Raw genomic sequence first — 21,958 nt, 5'->3', positions numbered from 1 at the left:
ATTCCAGGGATTGGTGACGGGGAGGTGGGCGGCCTCAGCGGGTACGCCGGGGCGGCGGCGCCTTCGCTGACAGGGGGGTGGGCACTGGTTGCTTGGAGCGGTTGGCGAGGGCTGTGACGCGGCGCTCCAGGGCGAGGCCGACCGCGGAGGACGGGAGTTGCGTGGTGGTTACACGGGCCTGGCGGCGGAAGTTGAGCGGGACGCGGAGCGGATAGGGGTCTCGGGGGAGCGGGGCTTGGTCGGCGAGCGCGCGGGTGAAGCCGGTGATCAGGTGCGCAGGTGTGTCGCCACTGAGGTACGCGCGCCAGATCAGGCCCTCGGGGTCCTCGCTGACTGCGGTCTTGGCAAACCAGCAGTCAGTGGTGCCGTGGGTGAAATGCTCGACGTGGGCGAGGCCGTCGGGGGAGGTGAGGCCCTCGTCGTCGTGGCCTTCGAGCCAACCGGCCTGACGCAGGGGCTGGTACGGATCGGGTGCGGGCGCCTGGACGACGGCCGGGTCGGTGAGGGCGTCGGTGAGTCCGGCGATGATCTCGACGGGAGCGCGGGCGCCGAAGCTCACCGACCAGGCTCGCTGGTCGCCCAGGGATGCGTGCTGGAGGGTCCACCACGGATGGTCGGGGTCCGGGGCCAGACGCAGCACGGCTTTTTTGCCGGGGCTGGTGAGTACCACGCGCGGCACCAGCGGGTCGGGGTGGGAACTCCAGTCGCAGGCTCGGTGCAACGGGGCGGTGATCCAGGCGGGATCGCCGCCGCCGGCCAGGTAGCGCGGGGCGACCAGCGCCACATCGACGTTTCCGGGCGCGCTCACCGGCGGGCTGCGGCGGAGCGGCTGGCCGACGCCGGTGGCGCGGGGGCTCGCGCTGGAGCTGTGGCGGTCAGCGCTGACGGAGCCCACAGAGCGGCGCGGTGGATTTCGAGGAGGGCTTCGCCGGCCGACGCCCACTCGTCGAGGTAGTGCATAGCCTCGGCGTTCCGCACGGCTCGTTCGCCGTCGTAGAGCATGGTGCCGGGCCGGGCTGACGGGGGCAGGCTGTCACGGGTGGCGAGCCACTCCTCCTGAAGGGCGGCCAGGTGGTCGAGTGCGCTGTGGAGGACACCGAGCTGCCAGACCCACCGGGACTGGATGGATTTGGCCGGGAGGCGCTGCAACTGCATCCCAGCAGTAGCGAGAAGCTCCCTGGCGCTGGGACGGACCCGGTTGAACGCCTTCCACATGGCGGCGTCTCGGTGGCCGGCGCGCTCGATGTAGGCGGGTGGATCGTAAGGCCAGTCGTCGAGGTCGGTGTGCTGCTCGTGGTCGGCGTCCCAGTCGGAGAGGATCTGGTCGCGTTCGCGGAGGAAGACGGCCAGCTGCTCCAGTCGCTGAGGGTGGATCTCATGGGGGGATGGGGGCAAAGGGCATCCTTTGGGGGTCTTCCCCACGCCACATGCGGTGAGGGGGTATCCCTGCGGCGTCGGTGGTCAGCGCCGCAGGGCTGAGGACGTGCTCGTGGGTGGGGCTGGAGCTGTGGTGGTGGCCGGTTGTTGCCGGCGGCGGGCGGCGCGTGCCTGTGTGCGGAGCGCGTCGAGGCGGGTGGTGTGGGCGTCGAGGGCCTGCTGCCTGGTGGGTGGGTGGCTCGGTTTCTGCACGGCGCTGTGGTGCGCGGTGCGGTCGTACATGCCGCGCTGGAGCGGGGCGGGGCTGGCGAGCGCGGTGACGAAGGCGTCCACGAGGTGTGCGGGGGTGTGCCCGTCGAACGAGGCGTGCCAGATCCCGGGCCCCCAGGCGGCCGGCGAGGGGCTCGGCCGTTTCGATGTGCCAGTGCGGCGCGCTGCCGTTGACGCGGCTGGTCCGCTGTTCTACGTGGCACATGCCGTCAAGTGAGACGGCGGAGTTCTGCGCTTCGATCACCCAGCCTGCCCATCCCAACGATCGGACCGGATTGGGTTGTTCGGAGGGCGGCGGGCCTATGAGCGCGTCGGTGAGGCCAGCGAGGATCTCGGCGGGGACGAGTTCGCCGAATTCGGCGTACCACGGCTTGGCGTTGGTGGGCTCGGCCCACAGCCGCCACCAGGCGGAGGTGGCGGACTGCGGGTCGAACTGCAGGCGGTACCGCTTGTCCGGGCTCGTCAGGACGATTTCTGGGCTGAGCGGGTCCGACGTGCGGATCCATCCGGCCGCGGCGAGTCCGTGGGTGACGTGGCGGCCGTCGCCGGGGCCGGCGAGGTAGCGGGGGCTGGTGTCGAACGGGATCCGCCAGGCGTGCGTGTCGGCGAACGCTTCGCGTTGTCGTTCGCTCACCGGCACGGCTAGGAGCCCGCCGCGGTGGAAGGCGCACTCCGGGCAAGGGTGCGCAGGTTGTCGAGGGTGTAGTGGAGGGTGTGCTGGTCGGTTTGCTCCCACGCCGCGGTCCGCAGGTCGTCGACCAGCGCGTGCACGGCCGTACGGTTCGGGATGTCCGGGTGAGCGAGTACGGCGCGGGCAAGGGCGCGCAGGGAGTCGCCGAGCTGCATGGGCAGGCCGGTGTACTCGTCGAGCAGGGGCTCCATCAGGGCGATGGCCTCGTCGAGGTCGGGGTCCTCGCGCAGGTGCTCGGTGAGCTGAGCCAGGGTTTCGGCTGCGGAGCGGACGTCGTCCGGAGTGGGTGCAGGCATGGATCTCCTCGTTGATGCGGGGTGGTTCAGCGGCGGGCGCGGGCGCTTCCGGCCGCTGCGTGGGGCTGGGCGGTGCGGTTGCGGGGTTGGGCGGCGGCCCAGGAGTTGCGGGCCCAGGTGGCGGCGCGGGCGGCGGTGATGCGGGTCTGCTGCCAGGCGCTGAGCTGGGAGGGCAGGACGGAGACGGAGGTGGTGCGGACGCGGGTGGAGGGCGGAACGCTTCCGCGGGGCCGCATCACCGGCTGCGGGTCGGCCAGGGCTGCGGTGAGCGCCTGGACGAGGTGCATCGGCGTGGTGGGGGAGAGATGGGCTTCCCACGTTCTGCCGTGCTCGGTGCGTGCCCCTGCCCACCAGAACGCCTTGCCGGGGGCGGTCTGGTGGAACTGCATCCAGCTGCTGTCGTCCGGGCTGGTCGCCGTGGGGTGCCGACGCTGCTCGGTTGTCCAGCCGTGCTGGTGAAGCGGGGCCCAGGGGTTGGGGGCGTGTGCGGAGCGGGGCTGGGTGAGGGAGTCGGTGAATCCGGCGACGATCTCCACCGGGGTCTGACGGCCCAAAGTCACGTGCCAGGCCGGTTGCCCACGTGTGGCCTCGGCGCGGATCATCCACCCGCCGGGCTGGATGAACGGGTCGTAGGCGACGCGGATGGTGCGGTCGGGGCTGTCGAAGGCCAGCGGGCCGCCGCTCTTGGAGCGGTCCTTCCAGCCCGAGGCGCGCAGGAATTCGCTGACATGGCGCAGGTCGCCGCCGCCGGCCAGGTACCGCGGTTCGACCAGGTAGTGCTGCTGGGCCTGTTCGCGCGGGCCGTTGGCTGGCTGCTTGTGTTTCTTCACCGGTGCCGCCTGACGACCATGTCGGAGGCCACCGGCTTGGCCACCGCGGGGTGTGCGGCGGTCGGCGGTGTGGCGAGGCGGTGGATGTCGTCGGCGTGCTCGTCGAGGTCGAGCGCGATGTCGTGGAGTTCGTTGGCGGCTCGGCCCACGGCGAGGAAGACCTCGGGCGGGAAGGAGCCGGCCTGGGCTCGGTGCTGGGCGATCTGGGAGCCGGTGGCCATTAGTCCGGTCATCCGGCCCAGGACGCCTTCGTCGGCGTCGAGGACCTTTCCCAGGATCTGGGCGGCCTGGCGGGGCGGGGCCTGGGCGAGGTGCTCGCTCAGTCGGTGGAGTCGGCGTGCGATGTCCTCCGCGAGGGCAACGGCGTAGGGGGTGGAGTCGGGCATGGTCCTCCCGAGCGCAGGGGGCAAGGTGGTCAGGGGCGGGTCCCGAGGCGGTGGGTTTCCCCCAGTGCGCCGGTGGCGAGCGGGCTGCCGCGGTCGCGGACGACGCAGGCGTGCAGGTATCGGCGGAACAGTGCGGTCGCGAGTCTGGGCTTGAGGTGGTGGGTGATCGGTCGGGGTGTGCGGGGTGTTACGGAACTCTCCGGTCGGTTGTGCGGTGCAGGCCCCGGTGGCCCCAGCCGGTACGGGGCCACCGTTCGCTCCTACGGGGTGCGCCGGGACGGCTCGGGGCGAGAGGAGGGGGCGGCCGGAGCCGGGCGCGTCGCAGATGGTCGGGCTCGACGGGAGCGGATCTCGTGCACGGCCTGCTGGTAGGCGGCCTCGTCGAAGACGTCTGGGGTGCAGTTGACCTTGTATCCGGCTACGAGGAGAGCGGGGATCGCGCGGTTCGCCAGACGTTTCTGCTCGCCGGCATCGAGGTGTTCGGGAACCTCGTGCCAGATGTAGACGGGGCCGGCGGTATGGACTTCCCGGCGTTCCAGACCGAGCTGGTCGAGCAGGTCGAGGAGTTGCTCGGGGGCGCCGCTGGGAGTGTCGGCGTGGATCGTGTTGGTCAGGGGCTTGCGGTAGATCTCGACGTCGGTGCCGCACTCGTCGGCCCTATTGCCCATAAGGTTCTCCGTTCCAGTGCGTGATTCATCGAGCCCTGGTCGTTGAGGCGCGGGAAGCAGGCGTCGGCGGCGCCACGGCGGGCGTGGCGGCGGGTGCGATCAGGCCCGAGGGATGCTGAAGGGCGGTGTCGATGCCGAGAGCGTCGAGCTGCCGGCCGGTCTCGCGCACGGCGCGAGCCTGGGTGAGGGTGTCGTCGCCGTTGAGGCGGTAGACACCCGCGCTGTCCCGGACGAAGCCGTTGGCGGCCAGGACGGAGCTGGCCTTCTCACCGACGGGGGAGGCGGCGAGGCCGCCGTCGGGCTGCCAGGTTAGAACGACCCGGTCCGCCTGCGACGGCTGCACACTCTGGGCAGCGTTGTGTCGGGCCTGCGTGAGCGCGAGGTCGTAGCGGGCCAGCAGGTCACCGGCGACCTGCTCGGCTCCCAGGAAAGGGTCGTCGGTCAGGGCGATGCCGTTCGGTTCGCGAGTATCGCGGTATGCCTCGTCGGGCAGGTCGCGGGGGGCGACGGCGGCGATGAGGAAGCCGTCGCGTTCGTCGTGACGGTGGAGGACGGCGAGCTGGGCACCGTCCGATCGGGTCAGGACGGCTGCCTGCTGGAGCGGGTGATGGGCGAGGGACTCGGCGACGAGATCGAGGTCCCAGATCCGATCGGCCAGTTCGCCGAGGTCGTCCTTGTCCTCGGGCGGGTGATAGGTGCTGGTCCAGCTGTCGGGGAGTTCGCTGGCGAGGACGTCGGCGTACGAGGCGAGGCGCTCGGAGTTTTCGTGGTCGTGCATGGTGTCCTTGGGCGGGTGGGTCAGCGGCGCATCGCGGCGGCCACGGGCGGGGGAGGCGGAGCCGGAAGCGTGCGCGGCGGGGGCGGGCAGGCGCACACGGCGGAGCGCTCGCGCTCGTTCGACGGCACCTGCTCGGTGCAGGTGCTGCGGCCGGGGTGCGGGGCGTGGCGGTCGGCGAGGGCGTTGCGGGTGTGGGAGAGGTCGCTCGTGATGACTCCCAGGCGCTCTTCGGCGAGGTAGCGCAGGCGCCGGGCGATATGCGGGTCGGCCGTGTCACCGAGCCCCTCGTGGAAATCGGCGAGGGCGACGAGCACCTCGTCGACGGCGGCGAGGACGCCGTCGTGCGCGGCGGTCAGATCGGTGAGGGCATCGGCCACCTCGTCGGTCGTGGTGGCTTCGCGGATGCGTTCGGCGATGTGGGCGACCGAAGCTCCGAGCGGCAGATAGTGCACTGGGCGGTGGTCGGTGTCGAAGTCACCTTCGCAGTCGACGTGGTAGCCGGCGGAACGAAGCCGGCCGACCGCTTCGGTGGCGAGGCGGGCCTCGTCGCGCTCCGCGAGGTTGGTGGGGACGCGGTGGTAAGTCTCGTGGGCTCGTGCGACGGGGACGAACCCGGTGCGTTGGAGGAGGCTGTGGGCCTCTGGGTCGCCGCCGCGGGCGAGGACTTCATCGGAGAGCGGATCGCGTCGGATGCTTAGGAAGCGGTCGGCACGGGGCAAAGAAACGTTTCTCCTAGCGTGGTTGGCGTGTGGCTGCCTGGATCGCGGGTGGTGCCGGAATGGCTGTGCGCGGGGGCGGGGTGTTCAGGTGAGTGGCGACGGCTTGGAGATCCTGCTGGATGCCGTAGAGGCGGTGGGCGATCAGCTCCAGACGGTGCGCGGTGTCGGCGCCGGCGGCGCCGGACTGGTGGGCGATGCGGTGAGCGGTCTGTTCGACGAGGCCACGCACCGCGACCAGCAGGCCATCCTGTTCATGGGCGAGCGGGGCGAGAACCCTGCCGAATTGCGATGACGCTGTCGGCGTTTCCTGAGCGCTGCCCTGCCGTTGGGAGGTGGCCCGTGGAGGAATGAGGCGCAGGTCCGCTTCGATGAGGCGGGCCTCGTCGGAGAGCCGTCGTAGGAGATCAGTTGGCTGGCGTTGCCAAGTTCCGTCGAGGCGGATGAGGTTGGCGATCAGGTCGAGCCGCCCGTGCTTGCCCTGGACGGCGATCCAGTGGCAGTCGTTCGTGTCGCCTGGTGTTTCGATGCCGGCGGCGCGGGCGAGACGGTGGGCGGCCTCCGCCCACTCCGCACGGGACAGCTCCCGGTCGTCGGGGTGGAGTCGCGCATCGAGATGGAAGATTGCCCGCCGGTCGTCTTGTGGGCTGGCGGCGGACGGATGCTCCAGGAGCGGGTCTTCGAGGTGCTCGGCCCACTGCTTGGCTGTCCACGTGGCCTGTTCGTCGTCCAGGAGGTAGGAGTCCAGTCCCGGCCAATAGGCGACGACGGCGTGCTCGGTCAGACCGCCCGCGATGGGCACCGCGTATCCCAGCGCCTCGCTGAGCGGGTCGTGCGGCGTGTGGGTGGGTTCGTTGACGCGGGTGATCACGTTGCCGTTCCTCCTTTGGGACTGTGTTGCTGCAGGTCGCGGGCGGCGGCGATCAGGGAGCGCTCGCGCACCAGGTCGGCGTGCACTGTGATGTCACCCGGCGGGAGGAGGTCCAGGGCCCGGTCGATGGCATCCAGTCCTTCGTCGTATCGGCCCAGCCGACGCAGGGCGCCGGCAACGCGGAAGAGCAGGATCGGATCTCTGTCGGTGTCGAAGCCCGGTCGGGCGCTGAGAGCCAGGAGCCGCTCCGCGCCGTGGTCCAAGTCCTGGCCCAGCCACAGCCCGTGAAGCAGAACGTGCAACGTCTTGGTGTGCTCCCCGGCCTCTGCGAGTACCTCGTCCATCAATGCCAGGCCCTCGGGACGGGACTGGCCCAGCAGCGCGAAGGCGTACAGGGCGCGGCTGTAGCAATCCAGCGACTGGAGCGCGGAGTTCGGGAATTGTTCGATGAAGGCTTGGAGGGTGGGGCAGCGGAAATCGAACCGGAGGGCGCTTAGGTACAGGTGCCGGAAGGTGCGGGTGGTGACCGGATCGGGGCCGGCGGCGGTGACCTGCTCCGGGCTCAGCAGACCGAGGACGCTGTGCCCAGCGGAACGTGCTGCCCATGCGGCATTCGCACATACCTCAGCCGATTCGCGCCAGTCGGCGTCGAGTTCGCGCAGGTCCTCTGCCAGGCGGACCGGCCAGGACGGGTCGGCCGGATGAGCGGTGGCTCGGGCTTCCGTGTCGAGGAGGGCGAGGGCCCGGCCGGGGCGCCGTACGGGGAGGGTCACCGGCCGCTCCGGGCGTCGGCGATGTGCACCAGCTGGCCAAGGGCGGTGGTGGTGTACCAGCCGCAGTCGACCAGCGCGTCGTGGTCGGCGTACTTCGGCAGGAGGTGGTCTTCCATGGCGCGCAGGTGGATCAGGCACTCCGGGCAGCGGCGCGAGAGATGCACCAGGTAGCGGGGGTGGCCTGTGATGTACGTCTGCGCGCCTCCGGTGGCGTCGCGCAGACGCCATCCGTCCTCGTCGGTGGGCGTGTGCCAGGAGGGGGCGACGACGTGCACCGCATCTCCCCACAGCTCCCCGCCCGCCACGCCCTTGAGAATGACGACCTGGTCTCCGGGATCGAAGTGGGAGTGGGTGATGTCCCGGGCGGGCGTGAGCGGGTCTGGCGTCGGCGCGAACGCCGGTGTGGGCGGGGGCGTCCAGGAGGGCGATGTCATGCAAGTCCTTCCACGCAGATAGGAGCGGCGGTGGAAGGATCAATGGTCCGGAGGATCGCCGGTTTGGCTAACCGGCGATCGTCGTCTATGTTGCGCCCGGTCAGCGGAACGGGTTCTCCGTCCCGCGGTCTGCCTCGCTGGCCGCGTCGAGGAGTTCGAGCAGGTCGGAGCCGTCCGCGTCCCGCTGGTCGATCCACCAGCCAGCCCGGGTTATCGAGCGGGCTTTCTCCTCCAGCTCCGCCCAGTCCGCCTCATCCCAGGCGCCCTCGATGACCAGCGCGGTGTGCGCGGCGGCCATCAGCTGGTGACGGGAGCGTTGCCCCCAGTCGAGGGCCTTGTCCGGGCCCTCCAGCGGCGGCATGTCGAACTTCTCGGCCCATTCGGCGGCGGCCTGCTGCTCCTCGGCGCGCTTGGCGGCGAGCCACTGCTCCTTGGACGCGGTGTCGGCGTCACGCGCCGCCTTCCAGCAGTCGGTGCAGTCCCTCCCCGACAGCCAGCGGGCGAAGCCGGCCCGCCGGTCGGCTGGGCGGTCGGACAGGTCGTGGGTGACCGAGTGGCCACAGGAGTGTTCGGTGATCCAATGCGTACGGACAGCCATAGGTGAATCTCCTTGAAGACGAGCAAAGGACGGGAAGTTGGGTGCCTGCTCAGGCATGCCTGCGTCGGTGCGTCGACCGAGGCGGAACGGGGCTCTAGCGATGGCGCGCGGTTGCTGTGGTGCGCGGCGGCGGTGCGGGCGGTGTGGTGTCCAGGGCGGGGCGCGGTCGAATCCGCGGTGCGGGGGTGCGGTGGGGCGGCAGGACTGCGATGGTCTCGCCAAGGTCTTCGGCTGCCTCGTGGACTTCGCGGGTGAGGAATTCGACCTGTCGGCCGAGCGCGGCGAGCCGGGCAGCGACCTGGCGGCCCTGCACGCTCTCCAGAGCGAAGGCGAACTGGCTGGCGGTTTCCAAGAGTTCATGGAGGCGGACCAGCGGGCCCGCGTCGTAGCCGTGCTGGGCCGCGGTGAGCAGAGCTTCGGAGACGTCCGCTGCGGTGCGGGCCTCGACGACATCCCGGCGCAGTTCCTGCAAGGACACCTCGGGCACGGGCTCCGGGCGGTTGAAGCGCGAGACGTCCGGCCGCAGCACCCCAGGGGGAACGGGGCGCGGTAGCGCCTGCCCGGCCGCGTACTCGTTGTCGTAGTGCCCGATCACCTGACACTCCGGCCCATCCGGGTCACCGGCCAACGCAACCACGGTGGAGGTGTCGTCCTCGACCAGATAGGCGAGAGTGATCCGTCGGCCGTCGGCGGCGTACCACGACTCCATCAGCTCCAGCTCACCATGCCTCTGTGCAGCCTGGGCCCTTTCGGTCCACATCTGCCGTTCCTCGTCGGCCAGTTCGGGTGCAGGCTGGTGATGCTGGTCGGTGAGGTCGGCGGCGATGGAGCCGTGGTCGGCCCAGGCGGCGAGATGCGGCCACACCTCTGCGTGCTGCTCGCGCTCAGCGTCCGAGCCAGGAGTGGCGGGCTCATCGAGGACGCGGACGATCTCGGCGTGGGACGTGGCGAGGCTGTCGAGGACGCTTCGCCACGCGGCGGTGTGCCGGGCGGGAGGCAGCTTGTCGAGAGCGCGGTGGGCGGCGGTCAGCAGTTCGTCGGCGCGCGGGGCAAGATCCATGGCGTATGCCTCGATGGCTGCGTGGTTCCGGCGTGCCCGGGCTGCCGTGGCGGTGTGATGGTGGACAGTCCGGCCGTAGCGGTCGCGGGTGGTGTCGAGCACGGTCTCCACCTCGCGGTCGATGACGGCCATCCGCAGCCGGAAGTCGAGGGCTCGGAAGGCGAGTTCGGCTGTCGAGGGTGAGGGAGGTCCGGGAATCGGTTGCTTTTTCCGGGCGGTCAACGGGCCCGTCCCGTACTCGTCACGGCCACCGGCGGCGGAACGGGCATAGCGGTCGGTGTGGCCGGCTGCGTAACAGTGGTCGGGCGATCGGGAGCGGCCCTGACCAGTTCGATGAGTTGCTCGCCCTCAGTGAGCCAGAGCGCCATCGCCTCGTCCCCGTCCTTCTGAGTGTGGCCGAGGGCTGCCTCGAAGTAGTCGAGAAACTCGGCCTCGTGGGCGGTCAGGGCGTGCCTTGTCTTTGGTCCTCGCAGGTATGCGATCAGCTCGGGGGCATGGGTGAGGAACCGGCGCAGACCGCAGGTCAGCATCTGTGGATAGGGTTCGACAACGTCTCCGGGCTCGTAGGTTTGCTGGGCCCAGCGCAGGTCGTTGTCGGCCTCGGCGAGGCGTGAGGAGAAGACCGCCTCCCGGCGTTGCGGCAGGAGCTGGCTCTGTACGAGGTCGGCGGCCAGATCGCTGGTGGCTGCGCTGATGCTCCGGGGCCCGTCGGCGAAGGTCTCGACATCGTCCGGGCTGGGCAGCATGGCCCCGACCACGTACTGGTTGTCACTGGAGGGCTGGACTAGCAGCAGCTCGGTGCGGTCGTTGGTAAGGCGGGCGGCACAGGGGATGCGATCCCACTCCAGGGCCTTCGTGAGGGGCCCCCGGCCCCAGACCCAGGGCAGGAGGCCCTCTTGCTGGTCTGATTCGGGGAGCGGCACGAGGTCCACTTCCCAGTGGCCGGGCAGCCGTTGCGCGAGATCGGCGGCGACGTCGCCGACATAGGGCTGGGGGCTCAGGGTGACCGTGACGTCGAGGTCGCGGGCGGACTGGCGAAGCTGATGCAGTGCCTGGCGGGTCTGGTCGGGATCGTCCGTGGACAGGTGATGGATGCCGTCATCAGCTGGGGCAAAGCCTGCGAGTTCCAGGGCGGTCGTGGCCCACTGGTGGCCGGCACCGGAGGCGTGGCCGGCAAGAGCGCTGCGGGCCGTGCGGTGGAGAGTGATCTTGGCGGTCACGTCAGGCGACGGTCCTTCGTTTGCGCCGATGGACCAGGGCGCCCCGCCGTAGGTGAGGCGCATCGGCTGGGGCCGGGCCGTCATCGCAACCGGCCGGGGGCAGAGGTAGGAAATCGGGCGGTGGGCGTGTAGCTGGGCTCCGGCAGGGCTGACCGTGCGGGCGGCGGTGTCATGCCGTGCTGCGGTGACCGGCCGGCGGCGGCCTGCGCGATCCGGCTACGCTCCGACAGCCCGTTGGACCGGACGGGGCGAGGCGGACTGGCCGAGGCAGCCGGATCGAGGGCGACCTCGGTTTGCACGCCGTAGCCGTGACTACGCAGGTCGTGGACGGCCTGCCGGGTGCGGCGCGGACCATCGCGCTCGGGCTCGGTGAGCCGGAAGAGGCCCGGCTGGTCGGGGACGGGCTCGAACTGCTCCCGCACCAGGAACCAATGGGCCAGATGCGCGGGCATGGCTGCGGTGGCGGTGGCGACGAAGCCGTGGTCGGGGTGAGTGCCGAAGGTGAAGTGGGTGGATGAGTCCAAGGTGTGGAGCTTTCTGTCGTGGCTGGGCGCGGGCACCGATGGGCGGGCGGCTGTCCTTAGCGGATGGGAGGGGGACACCGCCCGTGCGGAGGGCTGGGCTGCGGCCCATCGACGGTGCGCCAGCGGTGGTGGCCGAGGACGCCCTGGGCGGGACGTTTCGTCGTCCCCTGCAGCGGAGCCGCGGGGGAGCCGGCGGGACCGCCGATCATGAAGGCATGACCGTCGCGGGCATGGAAACCGGCAAGCCCGAGCTCATCGACGTCAACCCATTGCTGCGTCGGGGCCGTCCGCGCGGTGATGACCAGGATGGGGTCGAGCCCGCGGCCTTCGGCCCGGCGGTCGTGATGCAGGGTGAGACGCCCGCAGGGGCTCGTGGCCGTGAACGTGGTTGCGCTCATGCGGGACGGCCACGCCCGAATGGTGGCGAAGCCGACGAGGTACGACTGGTGTTGGGCCGGCCAGTTAGCGGTCAGGTACCGAGGGCTGATGTGAAAGCGCCGTCGACCATAGCCGTGTCGTGGGGTGTCATGAAGTTCCTTGGGGGCGCTCAGCGGCGCGGTGCGGGGGCAGCCGACGGGAGGGCGCTAGGCAGGGCCGGGGCGGTGAGGCCGTTTCGCACACGCGGTGCGCAGGTGCGCGCCTGGCGGAGGAACACCTCGCCGTGGATGAGCCAAGTCTCGATGGGCGGCCAGGTCCGCGTGTTGCGCTCGCCGCGGGTGAACGGAACGCCGGCAGCCAGTTCTTCGTGTACGGCCTCGGCGTCGGCCAGGGCGCCCGCCAGACGTGCGAGGGCGGTGGCGTCCTCGGGCCACGGGGTGGTGGCGGGCTGGCACCGGTCCAGCAGCGCGGGCGCGTGGTCGAGCACGGTGAGGAAGTCGCGCCAGGAGTTGTCCAGGAACTCCTCCGTCGAGGTTCCGAGCGCATCGAAACCGAGCGGGGTGGCGTCGCTGTACTGGCTGGAGGCGACCATGGCCGTCCAGATGTTGCGCTGGCTGCGGAGGCGGGCGAGCGCCTCGGCGACGGCGTCAGTGCTACGGGCATGGACGGCACGCTCGTAGGCGGGAAGATACCGGTCGATGATTGCTCGTGCCGCCAGGCCGGGGGAGGGCGGCAGGACAATGCTGCGCGGGGCGTGCGGGTCACCGTAGCCCTCTTCTAGAGGCATGGGCGCGAAGGCCCCGACCAGGTAGTCGCGTCGGTGCCCGGGACGCTCGGCGAGTAGGAGGGCGGTGCCGGTATCGGCGTTGGTGAGCGTGGCCGCGTACGGGAGGCGGGTGGCGCGTACGGCGCGGCCGAGTTCGCCGCTGTCCCACAGCCACGGCACGAGATCCTCCTGCCACAGGGGATGGGAGTAGACCTCGACCTGCGCCTGCCAATTGCCGGGCAGCAGGCGGGCGATGTGGTCAGCCATGTCGCCGATGAACTGCCGGCTGCTGAGGCTGACGGTGGTGTTGCGCCGTTCAGCGCACCGGATCAGACCGGCCACGGTGGCACGGGTAGCGGTTGACTCGCTGTCCGGCAGACGGTAGACGCCGGCTTCGCCGCGCTGGAATCCGCTCTCTTCCAAGGCGGATTGTGCCCAGGGGTACTTCTCGCCGGAGGCGAGGGCGACGACGCCGTGGTGCCGGCTGTCGGTGAGGATGATCTGGGCGTCAGCCACGAGCGAGGGCCTCCCCGGTCTGGAGGGCGGCGCGCAGGCTGCGGCCGTAGTTCCAGGCGTGCTCGCGGGACGCGGCTTCCAACTGGTCGTAAGTGGCCTGCTTGGTCATCTGACCAGAGTGTTTGCGGTAGCGGTAGACCGGGACAGGCAGCAGGATGCCCGGGGCGAGGCTGGTCACGCCGACGGCCGCCATGTAGTCCTCGCCCTGGACGAGGCCGCCCATCGGCGCCGCCCGCACCAGCTCGGTGCGAGCCAGGATCGTGGTGGGACCGATCGGAATGGTGTCCGACGGGCGCTTCCAGTACGTCCACACATCACCGGCCTCGTGCAGGCCGGGCGGCGTGGGACAGCGCCACAGGGAGGTCGAGCCGTCAGGGTGACGGTCCTCGCTCCATCCTGCGCACCAACCCACTCCGGTTGATTCAAGAACATTGAGCCGCGTCGCCATGGCATCGTCGGTGAATTCGTCATCGTCGTCAGCCCAGTTCACATAGGGCGTGCGAACCTGGGTGAGGGCGAGGTTGCGGGCGCAGGCGGCTCCGACGGGCCGGGGCAGGGCAAGGGTGCGGATGCGCGGGTCGGTCACGAGCGGCGCCGGCAGGCGGGCGGGGTCGGCGCCGTCGATGGCGATCACCGCCTCCCACGGCACGGCCTGCCGGGTGAGACTGACGTGCATGGCGGTCAGGTAGTCGAGACGGTCGTCGTGCAGGCGGGTCGCGGTGACGATCGTGATGCGGGGTGCGGGCAGGTCGATCTCCGGAGAGCGGGCGGATGGGGTCAACGGCGTGCGGAAGTTCGGGGCTTGCCCGGCGCAGTGGCGGGAGCGGTCCTCGGCGCCGCGGGTGGGACTTGGTTGGTGGCCGGTGCCGCGTGGCGGAGATTCACGCCGATGCCCTGCGTCGCGAGCTGGTGTGCTACCGCCTGGATGCGAAGTGCACGACCCGCCTCGCCGTACGCGGTGGGCAGAAGGAAGGCCGCTCGGTGCGGGTGGTACTGGAAGCCGTGCGCGTACAGGTGCATCCGTGCCTCCTCGGGCACGGACGCATATGGGGTGCCCAGCACTCCGTCCTCGTACCAGACCAGAGTGACGACCTGGCCCGCCTCGGGCGGGACGTGAAGCAGTGGCGGCTCGGGCTGTGCCAGGGCTTTGCGGCGTACGGCGGTCAGGGCGCACCTGTAGTGGGGCAGGAGGCGTCGGGTGACTGCGACGGCGGCACGCAGCGGGTCCCTGGCGACCTTGATGCCGTTGGGCTCCATCACACGGTCGAAGTGGTGCGGCTTGAGGCTGTCATCGGGCCGGAGGGGGGCGACGAGGAACTGGTGGCGGTGCAGTGGCCTGTCGATGACGCAGAGCCGTTGGCCGGCGGGGCCGTCGAGCTGCGCGTGGTGGCGGAGGACGAACTCGGACAACGCCCAGCTGACGAGGCCGTTGTCCCAGACCTCTTCCCCGAGGGGGAACTGGTCGCGGTAGGCAGCGTGCTGGCGATATTCACTGGTCCAGGTGCCGGGCAGGCGGGCGGCGAGGGCGGAGGCGAAGGAGGACAGGTCTGCGCGGTGGTGGGGCATGGGCTCCTTGGGGCCGAGGGGTTCGGGTTAGCGGTGGCGTGTGCTCGGCTTGGGCGGTGGAGGCGCTGGGCTCTTCCGGTAGGCAGGTGTCGGGAAGAAGCGGTGGATGTCGAGGTGGTTGTTGAGTTCCTTGGCCGCGTCGCGGAGCGATTCCGATGTGCGCCGCAGGTAGGCGCGCGCCGTGGCGTGGTCGATGACCATGCGGTATTCCTGGTTCTGCCTATCGGTCGGGCCGGAGGGCCGGCGCAGGGAGAGGGCGGTCTCCGCCGTCTCTGCGAAGTGCGGTGCGGCGAGGCTCGACATGGTGGCCGCCGTCGAGAGGTGGGCGAGTACGGTGCTGCCGACCCGGTTCGTGCTGTGATCGGTCCGGGCGAAGTCGGCAGTCAGTTGGACGACGGAGCGGGAGAGGGCCTGGGCGTCGGCGGCGTGCTGGATCAGCTCGGCGTAGGACGGCGTGGTTGGCACATGACCGGTGCCGTCCAGCAGCTGCCACTGCTGGGCGGCGTCGAGGAGTTTGGCCTTTATGTCGTCGAGCGCGGCGATAAGGTGGAGGGTGTCGTCGCGAGGTATCAGTTCGCGCTGGACATCGGGATTCATGAGCCTCTTGCTTTTCAATGCATGCGGGCGTCGGTGTCGAAGAGTGCCAGCTCGTGGCTGTGCAGGAGGTGCTGCACGATGAAAGATCGTCCGGCGACCTTCCACAGGCCCCTGCCGCGGTTGAGGTGCGCGATGGCTTCCATCTCGACGGAGGTCAGGCCGAGCAGGGAGGCCGCGGCGTGGAGCTGGTCGGTCTCCTGGCGGTAGATGATGCGGGTGGAGCAGTCGGCGAGGAGGCCCTCGGCCAGCGCCCGGCCTTGTGATCCGGCGTCGCCTGCGGTGAGCAGATCGCTGAGCCGGTGGATCACCATCAAGTTCGCGATGCCGAGGCCGCGGGAGAGCTTCCACTGGGCCTGCATACGTTGCAGCAGCCCGACATGGCCCATCAGGCGCCATGCCTCGTCGTAGACGATCCACCGTCGGCCGCCGCGCGGGTCGGTGAGGGCGGACTCCATCCAGGCGGAGGCGCAGGTCATGGCGAGGACGAGGGCGGTGTCGTCACCGCCTCCGCCGAGCCGGGACAGGTCGATCGTGAGCATCGGTGTGCTGGGGTCGAAGCGCACGGTGGAGGGTGCGTCGAACATGCCCGCCAGGTCGCCGTGGACCAATCTCCGCATGGCGTGGGCGAGGTCGGACGCTGCCTCGCCGAGCCGTCCGGACATCATCCCTGCGGCTTCGTCGAGCTGGGTGGGGTCGTTGAGGGCGGCGGCGACATCGCCGAGAAGCGGGGCCCGGTGGGCGGCTTGGGCGCGGGTGACCACGGCGTTGAGGGCGACGTCGAGGGCGGTGTGCTCCATGGGCAGCAGGTCCCGGCCGAGGACGGTCTGGGCCAGGGAGCCGAGCAGGAGGAGGCGCCTCTTGCGGATCTCGCCGACCCAGTCGGCCTCGGGGATGCTCTCCGGGCGGGGCGCGGCATCCAGGGGGTTAAGGCGGCCGGGCAGCCCGGGGCCCAGCGCGACGGACGTACCGCCCAGTGCCTGCGCTACAGGCGTCCACTCACCTTTGGGGTCGCAGGGGACGTAGACCCGGTAGCCGAAGGCGACCGACCGGAGGGCGAAGCTCTTGGCCAGCGCGCTCTTGCCTTGGCCGATCACCCCTGCCAGCAAAACGTTCGGATTGGTGAAGCCCTCCACACGGCCGTAGAGCGCGAACGGGTCGAACACGAAACTGCCTTCGGCGTGGACGTCGCGCCCGATGTAGATGCCTTCCGCGCCGAGTCCACCTTCGGCGAGGAAGGGGTACGCGCCGGCGGCAATGGCGGTGGTCATGCGGTGGGATGCCAGTTTCAGACGGTTGCCGCGGGCAGAGGCGGGACCGGGGCGCCCACTGAGCGGGTACAGGGGCGCGGGTGTTGCGGGTCCGACGGGTGCGGCGCCTGCCGTGTGGACGGCGGCCTCGGTGCGGGCCTTCGCGGTTGCCTCGGCGAGGCGGCGGCGGGCGGTTTTCCGGGACGCGCGGTCCGTGCCATGCGGGGTGAACAGGGGGCTGGCGCTGGCGCGGCGGGCGCGGCGCGCGGGTCGGTGGTTTATGGCAGGGCGGCTTTCACGTGATGACGGTCTGGACGCGGTGCGGGGTCAGACGCGCGGGGAGGCGCGGAAAATCAGCGGCTTCCGGTAGCCCTTGCCATCGCCCGCCCAGTCCAGCTCGATGTAGCCGTCGGCGAGGTAACGGCTGGAGCCCGCCTTGTGCTTGAGGGTCCCGGTCTCGTACGAGCCGTTGCCGTTGTTGCTGCTGTGTTCGAGCGCGCGCTCCAGGCCGGTGTAGTTGGCGTACTTCACGACCGGGTCCGTGCCCTTCACGCTTCGCTTGGTCTGCAGGTGGAAGCGTGCCTTGTTGAACCGGTTCTTCGGGGCCGAGTAGGGGCCGTCCCAGTTGACCTTGGCCGTGGTGTAGATGTAGCCGCCGCTCCTCTTGGCGCACAGCTTCACGTCGAAGTCCCAGTTGTCGGAGTCGGGGTTGAACGACGGGTCGTCGACGGTGTAGCTGCTGGTGGTGCAGTGGTAGCTGGCGGCGGAGGCCGGTGCGGCGGTGGCCAGGGCGGCGGTGCCGGCGAGCGCGGCGAGGATGGCCGCGGTGGAGGTGGAACGCTTAAGGGCGCGCATTTGGTGCCTTTCGGTGGTGGGTTACTGGCTGCTGGGGGCGGTGTGGCCGTGCAGCGGGGTGTTGAGGTCGCTCGGAGTGGTTTTGCGGCGGACGACGTGACCTGCGGCGAGATGGCGCTGGCAGATGGTGAGGACCGGTGGGCCCTTGGGCAGCCGCTCGGGGTGGCACTCGGTGTCTGCCGAGGTTTCGTCCGCCACGGGCAGGAGGTGGAAGGCGTCGTGCACGGCGGCGGCGGTCTGCCACAGCCGTGTGTGGGCGGTGGCGAGGTGTCGGCCGGCGGCGGGATGTGGCGGTCGGGAGGATTCAGCGAGCTGGTCGAGCAGCTGGTGGAGCGCGGTCAGGTGGGCGTGCAGCACGTCGAGGTGCACGCGGTCCGCGGACGAGGGGGTGTGCTGGGCTCGGGAGGCGAGGCTGCGCGTGTGGTGGCGGATCCCGGCGGTGGCGGCGCGGAGGTAGGGGTGCGCGTCGTCGGTATGCGTAGGCGAGTTCAAAGGGGCGGGGTCCTTGCTGCCGCCGTATCGGTGGAGAGGGCGGCGGAGTCAGAGGGTGGTGCGAGCCAGCGGCAGTGCGGTGACGGCGAAGGCGTCGGGCTGCTGGTAGTTGAGGCGTCGCAGGTCGACACCGGCGGTGACGGCGGCGGTCTCGATCTGCGCGCAGGCGGCGTCGAGGAGGTCGTCGGTGTCGGCGGTGACGGTGACCAGCCCGGTCAGGGCGACATCGGCGTGTCCGGCGATGAGCTGCCGCTCGCGCTGCTTGACGTCGGCGTATTCGACGCTGTCCTCTTCGCTGTCGACCTGGCCGCGGCGGGCGCGTTCGCTGGCGTCGGCCATGATGGCCGATTTGCGGCGTTGGACGTCGCGCAGCGCCGACTCGATTCCCTGGGGCACATACACCAGGGACAGGCTGCGGCGGACCCCGGCGGTGAACATCAGGCCGTGGAGGAATCCGGCGCCGACTTGGACGCGCGGCCAGTTTTCCACCCAGTAGGTGGCGTGGCGGGCGGAATCGGTGGCCAGTCGGTCCCAGTCTTCGACTTGGACGACGGGTCCGGCGGCGGCGGGGTCGGCTTCCGCGCGGCCGGTCTCGGACCACTGCTGCAGGGCCGACAGGGCTTTGGGGTCGTAGGCGGTGCGGATGACGGCGGCGATCTCCCGTGCGCTGAGCCAGCCGGTGACCGTTAGTCCGGCGTTCCGGGCGGCCTGGGCGACGCTGGCTGTGGTCTGCTGCATCACGGTGAAGGCGCCGGGCAGTCCTCCGCCGGCCTGCGATATCAGGCGTTTGGCGGCCTTGAGGTCGAGGGAGATCGCGAGGTACGTCTCGTGTGGTGCTGCCGCGGGTCCGGCGGCGGCGACCAGTTCGGAGTAGACCTGCCCGGCGACCTGGGTGTCGGGCCGGCCGTGCTGGGTCCAGTGCCGGGCGAGGGTGTCGCCGCTGTCGGGGACGGTGCGCTCCAGTACCTGCACGGTGGCGACGTGTCCGGTGCGGGCGATGCCCGCCAGTGCTCGGCCCCACCCGGTCACGTTGTGGTTCTGCGTAGCGGGGTCGAGCAGGGCGAATGCGCGGCTGCTGACTCGGGCGATGGCGGTGAGGGTCTGCTGATGTGGGTCGTGGATGGCGGCGGAGCCGGTGGCGGAGTCGCCGGGGGTGACGACCTTGAGGGAGGCGGAGGTGCCCGGCAGGTGCAGGACGCCGTCCTGCCGGGGCCGGGTGATGGGACGGGCGAGCCAGAGGGTCTGCCCGGTGCGGCGGCGGTTTGCGTAGCGGGCCACGATGGGGGCCCAGTCGATCAATGAGCGGCCGTGCCGACGGATCATGACCAGGGCGGCGACGGCCGCCCACAGCGGTGCGAGGGCGATGGCGCCGAGCAGCCCGGTCGTCACGACGGTCACCAGAAGCAGCGCCAGCGCACCGGAGACAAGGGTGAGTTGGGGAAGAGTGAGGCCGAGGAGGATGCCGCGGCGGGACCGGTGAGGAAATTTCACCGTGACCGGGGCGACGGAGAGATCAGACAAGGAGCGGTGGTCCTGAGCGCGGGGCTGGGGGCGGGAGACGGAGACCTCCCGCCCCCAGGGGTCGGGCAGGGGTTAGGGGCCGGTCGGCGGCGGCGGGGAGGCGCTGACGGGCTGTGAGCCGGGGGGCGGTGCCCCCTGTGGCGGCGGGGTCGTGGTGGGCGGCGTGGCCTGCCATCCGCCGGCCTGGCCGGCTGCGGCGCCCTGTCCGGAGCCACCTGCTGCTGAACTTCCGCCTACGTGACCGCTGGTGTCATCGGCGGCATTGGTCGGCGGCGGCTGGACGGCTTTCTCCAGACCCGACTTGGCGGCGTCACCGCCTGGCGAGACCCCCGAGTCTCCGCCGGAGGACGTGGCGGCGATGTCGCCGGGGAAGTCTCCGGAACCTGCGTCGGGGCCTTGGGGAGCTGCGCCTGCCCCGGCGGCTGCGCCGCCGGTTCCGGCTGTGGCGGCCATGGAGGCGCCCTTGCGTCCGGCACGCTCGGCATGCTGCCGGGCCATCTGCGCACCGGCACCACCGGCGCGGTGGATCGACTCCCCGTCTGTGCCCTCGGCCGCCCAGTGCACGAATTTGAACACCGCATAGGGGCAGAGCAAGACCAAGACCATGATCACGATGCCGGACAAGACATCGGCGAGCGCACCGAGCCCACCCTTGGGCGAGGTGTTGCCCATCGCGGCGACGCCGAGTACGAAGATGATCGTCATCAGCAGCTTGGAGACCACGAGGGTGGCGGTGGCTTCGATCCAGCCCTTACGCCAGCGGCGGGCGGCTTCCCAGCCGCCACCGGCGCCGGCGAAGACGGCGAGGGTGACCATGACGAGGATGCCGACCTTGCGGACCATCATCACGCACCAGTACAGGACGGCGCCGAGGGCGACTCCGAGGCTGGCCACGGTGGCGACCATCCAGCCCAAGCTGGAGAGCGCGCCGATCTCCGAGACCTTCACGGTGCGTCGCACGGCCGTCTCGATGGACTGGTGTGAGGCTTTGAAGAGCCCGTCGGACAGGGCGTCGACCACTTCGATGGCGATGGTGGTGGCGGCGACGGCGCCGAAGGTGAACAGGACGCCGCTCATCGTGCCGGTGAACGCCTGGGCGAGGGCTTGTCCGTCGCGTCGGACGGCGGCACGGATGAGCTGCGCGCAGAAGGTGGCGACCAGGATGGTCAGTCCGATGGGCAGCAACATCTCGTAGTTGTCGCGGAACCATCCGGCGCCCAGGTCGACATGGGTGGTGGAGTTGACGGCTTTCGCGGCGAGGTCGGCTGCCGCGGCGGCGAGTTCGCCGGCGCTCTTGGCGATCCAGCTGCCGATCGCCTTGCCAGGGTTGGAGGCGAAGTCGATCGCATCGCCGGCTGCGTCGGTGGCCGAGCAGACCTTGTCCGCCAGGGGCAAGTCACAAAAGCCCATGGGAGCGTGTCCCTCCTTTCGGGATCAGGCGGTCAGAGCGCGACGCGGGGGGCGATGGCGGCCAGGGAGCAGTCGTGGTGGGGCCGGCACTGCACGGCGAGCGTGATGGCGCGGTCCTCGGCACCGCCGCCGTGCTTCTTCCAGGCGATCTTCTGCTTGCCGTTAACGGTGACGACGTAGACGTACGCCTCGGTGATCGCTGACGGGTCGTCCGCCAGGGCCTGCTTGAACGTGCTCGGGAAGTGGCCCTCGGCGGCCGTGCCGGTGGCGTGCTGGTCCTGGTCGGCCATACGCGACCACAGCACCGGATCAGGGACCTGGCCGGACACTGAGTTCCAGTCGGCGTACTTCGCCTCGCCGGTCATCCACGCCTGCATGCCGTCGAGTTGCTGGTTACGGCTGGTATTCCGGGTGTCGTAGGACCACAGCATCTTCGCGGCGGCCTTGGCGTAGGCGACCGGCTCAGCGGTCCGCGGCGGCTTCGGCACCGACCCGGTCTTCGCCGGCCGGTCCGGCGCGGGGTCGGCCGGCGACGACGAGCTGTTCGTCGGGGTGGGGTGGTCCGGGTGCTGCTCGCCGCTGCCGGTGAGGAAGGCGACGCCAGCGGCGATGGCGAGCAGTACGGTCAGGGCGAGGGCGCCGATCGCGATGCGTCGGTTGACCGGCCAGCCGAAGCCGTACGCGGATCGGGGAGAGGGGGGCTTGGGCATCAGTGGATCTGCGACCCCAGCGAGCTGAAGAAGGCCACAATTCCGTTCGCGGCGCCAAGACCGAGGGCGGCACCGGCGGAGACGGTGGCGCCCTTCTTGCCGTTCGCCTCGGCCTGGTGGCCGCCCGAGTGATGGCCCCAGGCCCACACACCGAGCGAGACGGCGAGGGCGCCGACCACGGCGATGATGCCGAAGAGGTTGATGCTGTTGACGACGGACTTCAGGACGGAGAGGCCGGGCAGGCCACCGCCCTGCGGTGTGATGCCAGGGTTGTAGGCGAGGTAGACGACCCCGCGGTCTACGAGTGACGTGGTGATGGCAAAGCTCCTTGCATGCGCAGGCCCGGTGAGACCCGGCCCGGCGGGAAGGGGAGAAGAAAGAAGGGGGGAGGCGCCGCGCTCCGGGGGG

At 70.6% G+C, this 21,958-nt stretch carries 28 protein-coding genes and 1 pseudogene; all 29 read right to left on the bottom strand.

Going from position 1 to position 21,958, the window contains the following annotated elements; genetic code table 11:
• Positions 1-34 precede the first annotated feature (34 nt).
• The 29 genes and pseudogenes from STRNI_RS11585 to STRNI_RS11450 all read right to left on the bottom strand — a co-directional run bounded on the left by STRNI_RS11585 (position 35) and on the right by STRNI_RS11450 (position 21,867).
• On the bottom strand, positions 35-808 hold the full coding sequence (locus tag STRNI_RS11585; protein WP_277411201.1) for an SPDY domain-containing protein: 774 nt from the start codon (positions 806-808) through the stop codon (positions 35-37).
• Positions 805-1,395 (bottom strand): hypothetical protein, encoded by a 591-nt coding sequence (locus STRNI_RS11580; protein ID WP_277411200.1) that lies wholly within the window; start codon positions 1,393-1,395, stop codon positions 805-807. Before STRNI_RS11580 ends, STRNI_RS11585 begins: the two co-directional genes overlap by 4 nt.
• A gap of 66 nt (positions 1,396-1,461) precedes the next feature.
• Positions 1,462-1,710, bottom strand: a complete 249-nt coding sequence (locus STRNI_RS41340) for a hypothetical protein (RefSeq protein ID WP_338149820.1) — start codon at positions 1,708-1,710, stop codon at positions 1,462-1,464.
• Between the two features lie 286 nt (positions 1,711-1,996).
• A pseudogene (locus tag STRNI_RS41335) lies at positions 1,997-2,281 on the bottom strand (SPDY domain-containing protein); the annotation flags it as partial.
• A gap of 8 nt (positions 2,282-2,289) precedes the next feature.
• Complete coding sequence (locus tag STRNI_RS11570) at positions 2,290-2,634, bottom strand: hypothetical protein (protein ID WP_277411199.1); 345 nt, start codon at positions 2,632-2,634, stop codon at positions 2,290-2,292.
• Positions 2,635-2,660: 26 nt separating this feature from the next.
• Positions 2,661-3,464: an SPDY domain-containing protein gene (locus STRNI_RS11565; RefSeq protein ID WP_277411198.1), complete on the bottom strand. Its 804-nt coding sequence runs from the start codon at positions 3,462-3,464 to the stop codon at positions 2,661-2,663.
• Complete coding sequence (locus tag STRNI_RS11560; protein WP_277411197.1) at positions 3,461-3,850, bottom strand: hypothetical protein; 390 nt, start codon at positions 3,848-3,850, stop codon at positions 3,461-3,463. Before STRNI_RS11560 ends, STRNI_RS11565 begins: the two co-directional genes overlap by 4 nt.
• A 260-nt stretch (positions 3,851-4,110) precedes the next feature.
• Positions 4,111-4,518, bottom strand: coding sequence for a hypothetical protein (locus tag STRNI_RS11555; RefSeq protein ID WP_277411196.1), 408 nt, complete (start codon positions 4,516-4,518; stop codon positions 4,111-4,113).
• A gap of 25 nt (positions 4,519-4,543) precedes the next feature.
• The gene (locus STRNI_RS11550; protein ID WP_277411195.1) at positions 4,544-5,296 is read right to left on the bottom strand and encodes a hypothetical protein; all 753 of its coding nucleotides are present in this window, start codon (positions 5,294-5,296) and stop codon (positions 4,544-4,546) included.
• A gap of 20 nt (positions 5,297-5,316) precedes the next feature.
• Positions 5,317-6,015, bottom strand: a complete 699-nt coding sequence (locus STRNI_RS11545) for a hypothetical protein (protein ID WP_277411194.1) — start codon at positions 6,013-6,015, stop codon at positions 5,317-5,319.
• A gap of 13 nt (positions 6,016-6,028) precedes the next feature.
• On the bottom strand, positions 6,029-6,883 hold the full coding sequence (locus STRNI_RS11540; protein ID WP_277411193.1) for a relaxase/mobilization nuclease: 855 nt from the start codon (positions 6,881-6,883) through the stop codon (positions 6,029-6,031).
• Entirely contained in the window at positions 6,880-7,656 is a 777-nt protein-coding gene (locus STRNI_RS11535) for a hypothetical protein (protein ID WP_277411192.1), read from the bottom strand. Before STRNI_RS11535 ends, STRNI_RS11540 begins: the two co-directional genes overlap by 4 nt.
• On the bottom strand, positions 7,653-8,090 hold the full coding sequence (locus STRNI_RS11530) for a hypothetical protein (RefSeq protein WP_277411191.1): 438 nt from the start codon (positions 8,088-8,090) through the stop codon (positions 7,653-7,655). Before STRNI_RS11530 ends, STRNI_RS11535 begins: the two co-directional genes overlap by 4 nt.
• A gap of 100 nt (positions 8,091-8,190) precedes the next feature.
• Positions 8,191-8,688, bottom strand: a complete 498-nt coding sequence (locus tag STRNI_RS11525) for a hypothetical protein (RefSeq protein ID WP_277411190.1) — start codon at positions 8,686-8,688, stop codon at positions 8,191-8,193.
• Positions 8,689-8,782: 94 nt separating this feature from the next.
• Positions 8,783-9,880 carry a hypothetical protein gene (locus tag STRNI_RS11520; RefSeq protein ID WP_277413238.1) on the bottom strand — a complete coding sequence of 366 codons (1,098 nt, stop codon included), beginning with the start codon at positions 9,878-9,880 and terminating at the stop codon, positions 8,783-8,785.
• Positions 9,881-9,966: 86 nt separating this feature from the next.
• A complete protein-coding gene (locus tag STRNI_RS11515; protein ID WP_277411189.1) occupies positions 9,967-10,968 on the bottom strand; it encodes a hypothetical protein in 1,002 nt (333 codons plus the stop codon).
• Between the two features lie 80 nt (positions 10,969-11,048).
• The gene (locus STRNI_RS11510) at positions 11,049-11,492 is read right to left on the bottom strand and encodes a hypothetical protein (RefSeq protein ID WP_277411188.1); all 444 of its coding nucleotides are present in this window, start codon (positions 11,490-11,492) and stop codon (positions 11,049-11,051) included.
• A gap of 56 nt (positions 11,493-11,548) precedes the next feature.
• The gene (locus tag STRNI_RS11505; RefSeq protein ID WP_277411187.1) at positions 11,549-11,890 is read right to left on the bottom strand and encodes a hypothetical protein; all 342 of its coding nucleotides are present in this window, start codon (positions 11,888-11,890) and stop codon (positions 11,549-11,551) included.
• A 149-nt stretch (positions 11,891-12,039) separates the two neighbouring features.
• On the bottom strand, positions 12,040-13,152 hold the full coding sequence (locus tag STRNI_RS11500; RefSeq protein ID WP_277411186.1) for a hypothetical protein: 1,113 nt from the start codon (positions 13,150-13,152) through the stop codon (positions 12,040-12,042).
• The gene (locus STRNI_RS11495) at positions 13,145-13,879 is read right to left on the bottom strand and encodes a glycosyltransferase family 2 protein (RefSeq protein ID WP_277413237.1); all 735 of its coding nucleotides are present in this window, start codon (positions 13,877-13,879) and stop codon (positions 13,145-13,147) included. Before STRNI_RS11495 ends, STRNI_RS11500 begins: the two co-directional genes overlap by 8 nt.
• 50 nt (positions 13,880-13,929) lie before the next feature.
• A complete protein-coding gene (locus tag STRNI_RS11490) occupies positions 13,930-14,718 on the bottom strand; it encodes a hypothetical protein (protein ID WP_277411185.1) in 789 nt (262 codons plus the stop codon).
• Positions 14,719-14,745: 27 nt separating this feature from the next.
• Positions 14,746-15,315: a hypothetical protein gene (locus STRNI_RS11485; RefSeq protein ID WP_277411184.1), complete on the bottom strand. Its 570-nt coding sequence runs from the start codon at positions 15,313-15,315 to the stop codon at positions 14,746-14,748.
• A 14-nt stretch (positions 15,316-15,329) separates the two neighbouring features.
• The gene (locus tag STRNI_RS11480) at positions 15,330-16,844 is read right to left on the bottom strand and encodes a VirB4 family type IV secretion system protein (RefSeq protein ID WP_277413236.1); all 1,515 of its coding nucleotides are present in this window, start codon (positions 16,842-16,844) and stop codon (positions 15,330-15,332) included.
• Between the two features lie 45 nt (positions 16,845-16,889).
• Entirely contained in the window at positions 16,890-17,417 is a 528-nt protein-coding gene (locus STRNI_RS11475; RefSeq protein ID WP_277411183.1) for a hypothetical protein, read from the bottom strand.
• A gap of 21 nt (positions 17,418-17,438) precedes the next feature.
• The gene (locus STRNI_RS11470; RefSeq protein ID WP_277411182.1) at positions 17,439-17,909 is read right to left on the bottom strand and encodes a DUF6238 family protein; all 471 of its coding nucleotides are present in this window, start codon (positions 17,907-17,909) and stop codon (positions 17,439-17,441) included.
• Positions 17,910-17,957: 48 nt separating this feature from the next.
• The gene (locus STRNI_RS11465; protein WP_277411181.1) at positions 17,958-19,430 is read right to left on the bottom strand and encodes an SCO6880 family protein; all 1,473 of its coding nucleotides are present in this window, start codon (positions 19,428-19,430) and stop codon (positions 17,958-17,960) included.
• A gap of 72 nt (positions 19,431-19,502) precedes the next feature.
• Complete coding sequence (locus STRNI_RS11460; protein ID WP_277411180.1) at positions 19,503-20,840, bottom strand: SCO6881 family protein; 1,338 nt, start codon at positions 20,838-20,840, stop codon at positions 19,503-19,505.
• 32 nt (positions 20,841-20,872) lie between these two features.
• Positions 20,873-21,550 carry a hypothetical protein gene (locus tag STRNI_RS11455; protein WP_277411179.1) on the bottom strand — a complete coding sequence of 226 codons (678 nt, stop codon included), beginning with the start codon at positions 21,548-21,550 and terminating at the stop codon, positions 20,873-20,875.
• Positions 21,550-21,867 carry a DUF6112 family protein gene (locus STRNI_RS11450; protein WP_109893083.1) on the bottom strand — a complete coding sequence of 106 codons (318 nt, stop codon included), beginning with the start codon at positions 21,865-21,867 and terminating at the stop codon, positions 21,550-21,552. Before STRNI_RS11450 ends, STRNI_RS11455 begins: the two co-directional genes overlap by 1 nt.
• Positions 21,868-21,958 lie beyond the last annotated feature (91 nt).

The sequence above is a fragment of the Streptomyces nigrescens genome (assembly GCF_027626975.1).
Lineage (GTDB): Bacteria > Actinomycetota > Actinomycetes > Streptomycetales > Streptomycetaceae > Streptomyces > Streptomyces nigrescens.
The sequence above is the reverse complement of the archived record's forward strand: the minus strand, read 5'-3'. Positions and strand labels throughout refer to the sequence as shown.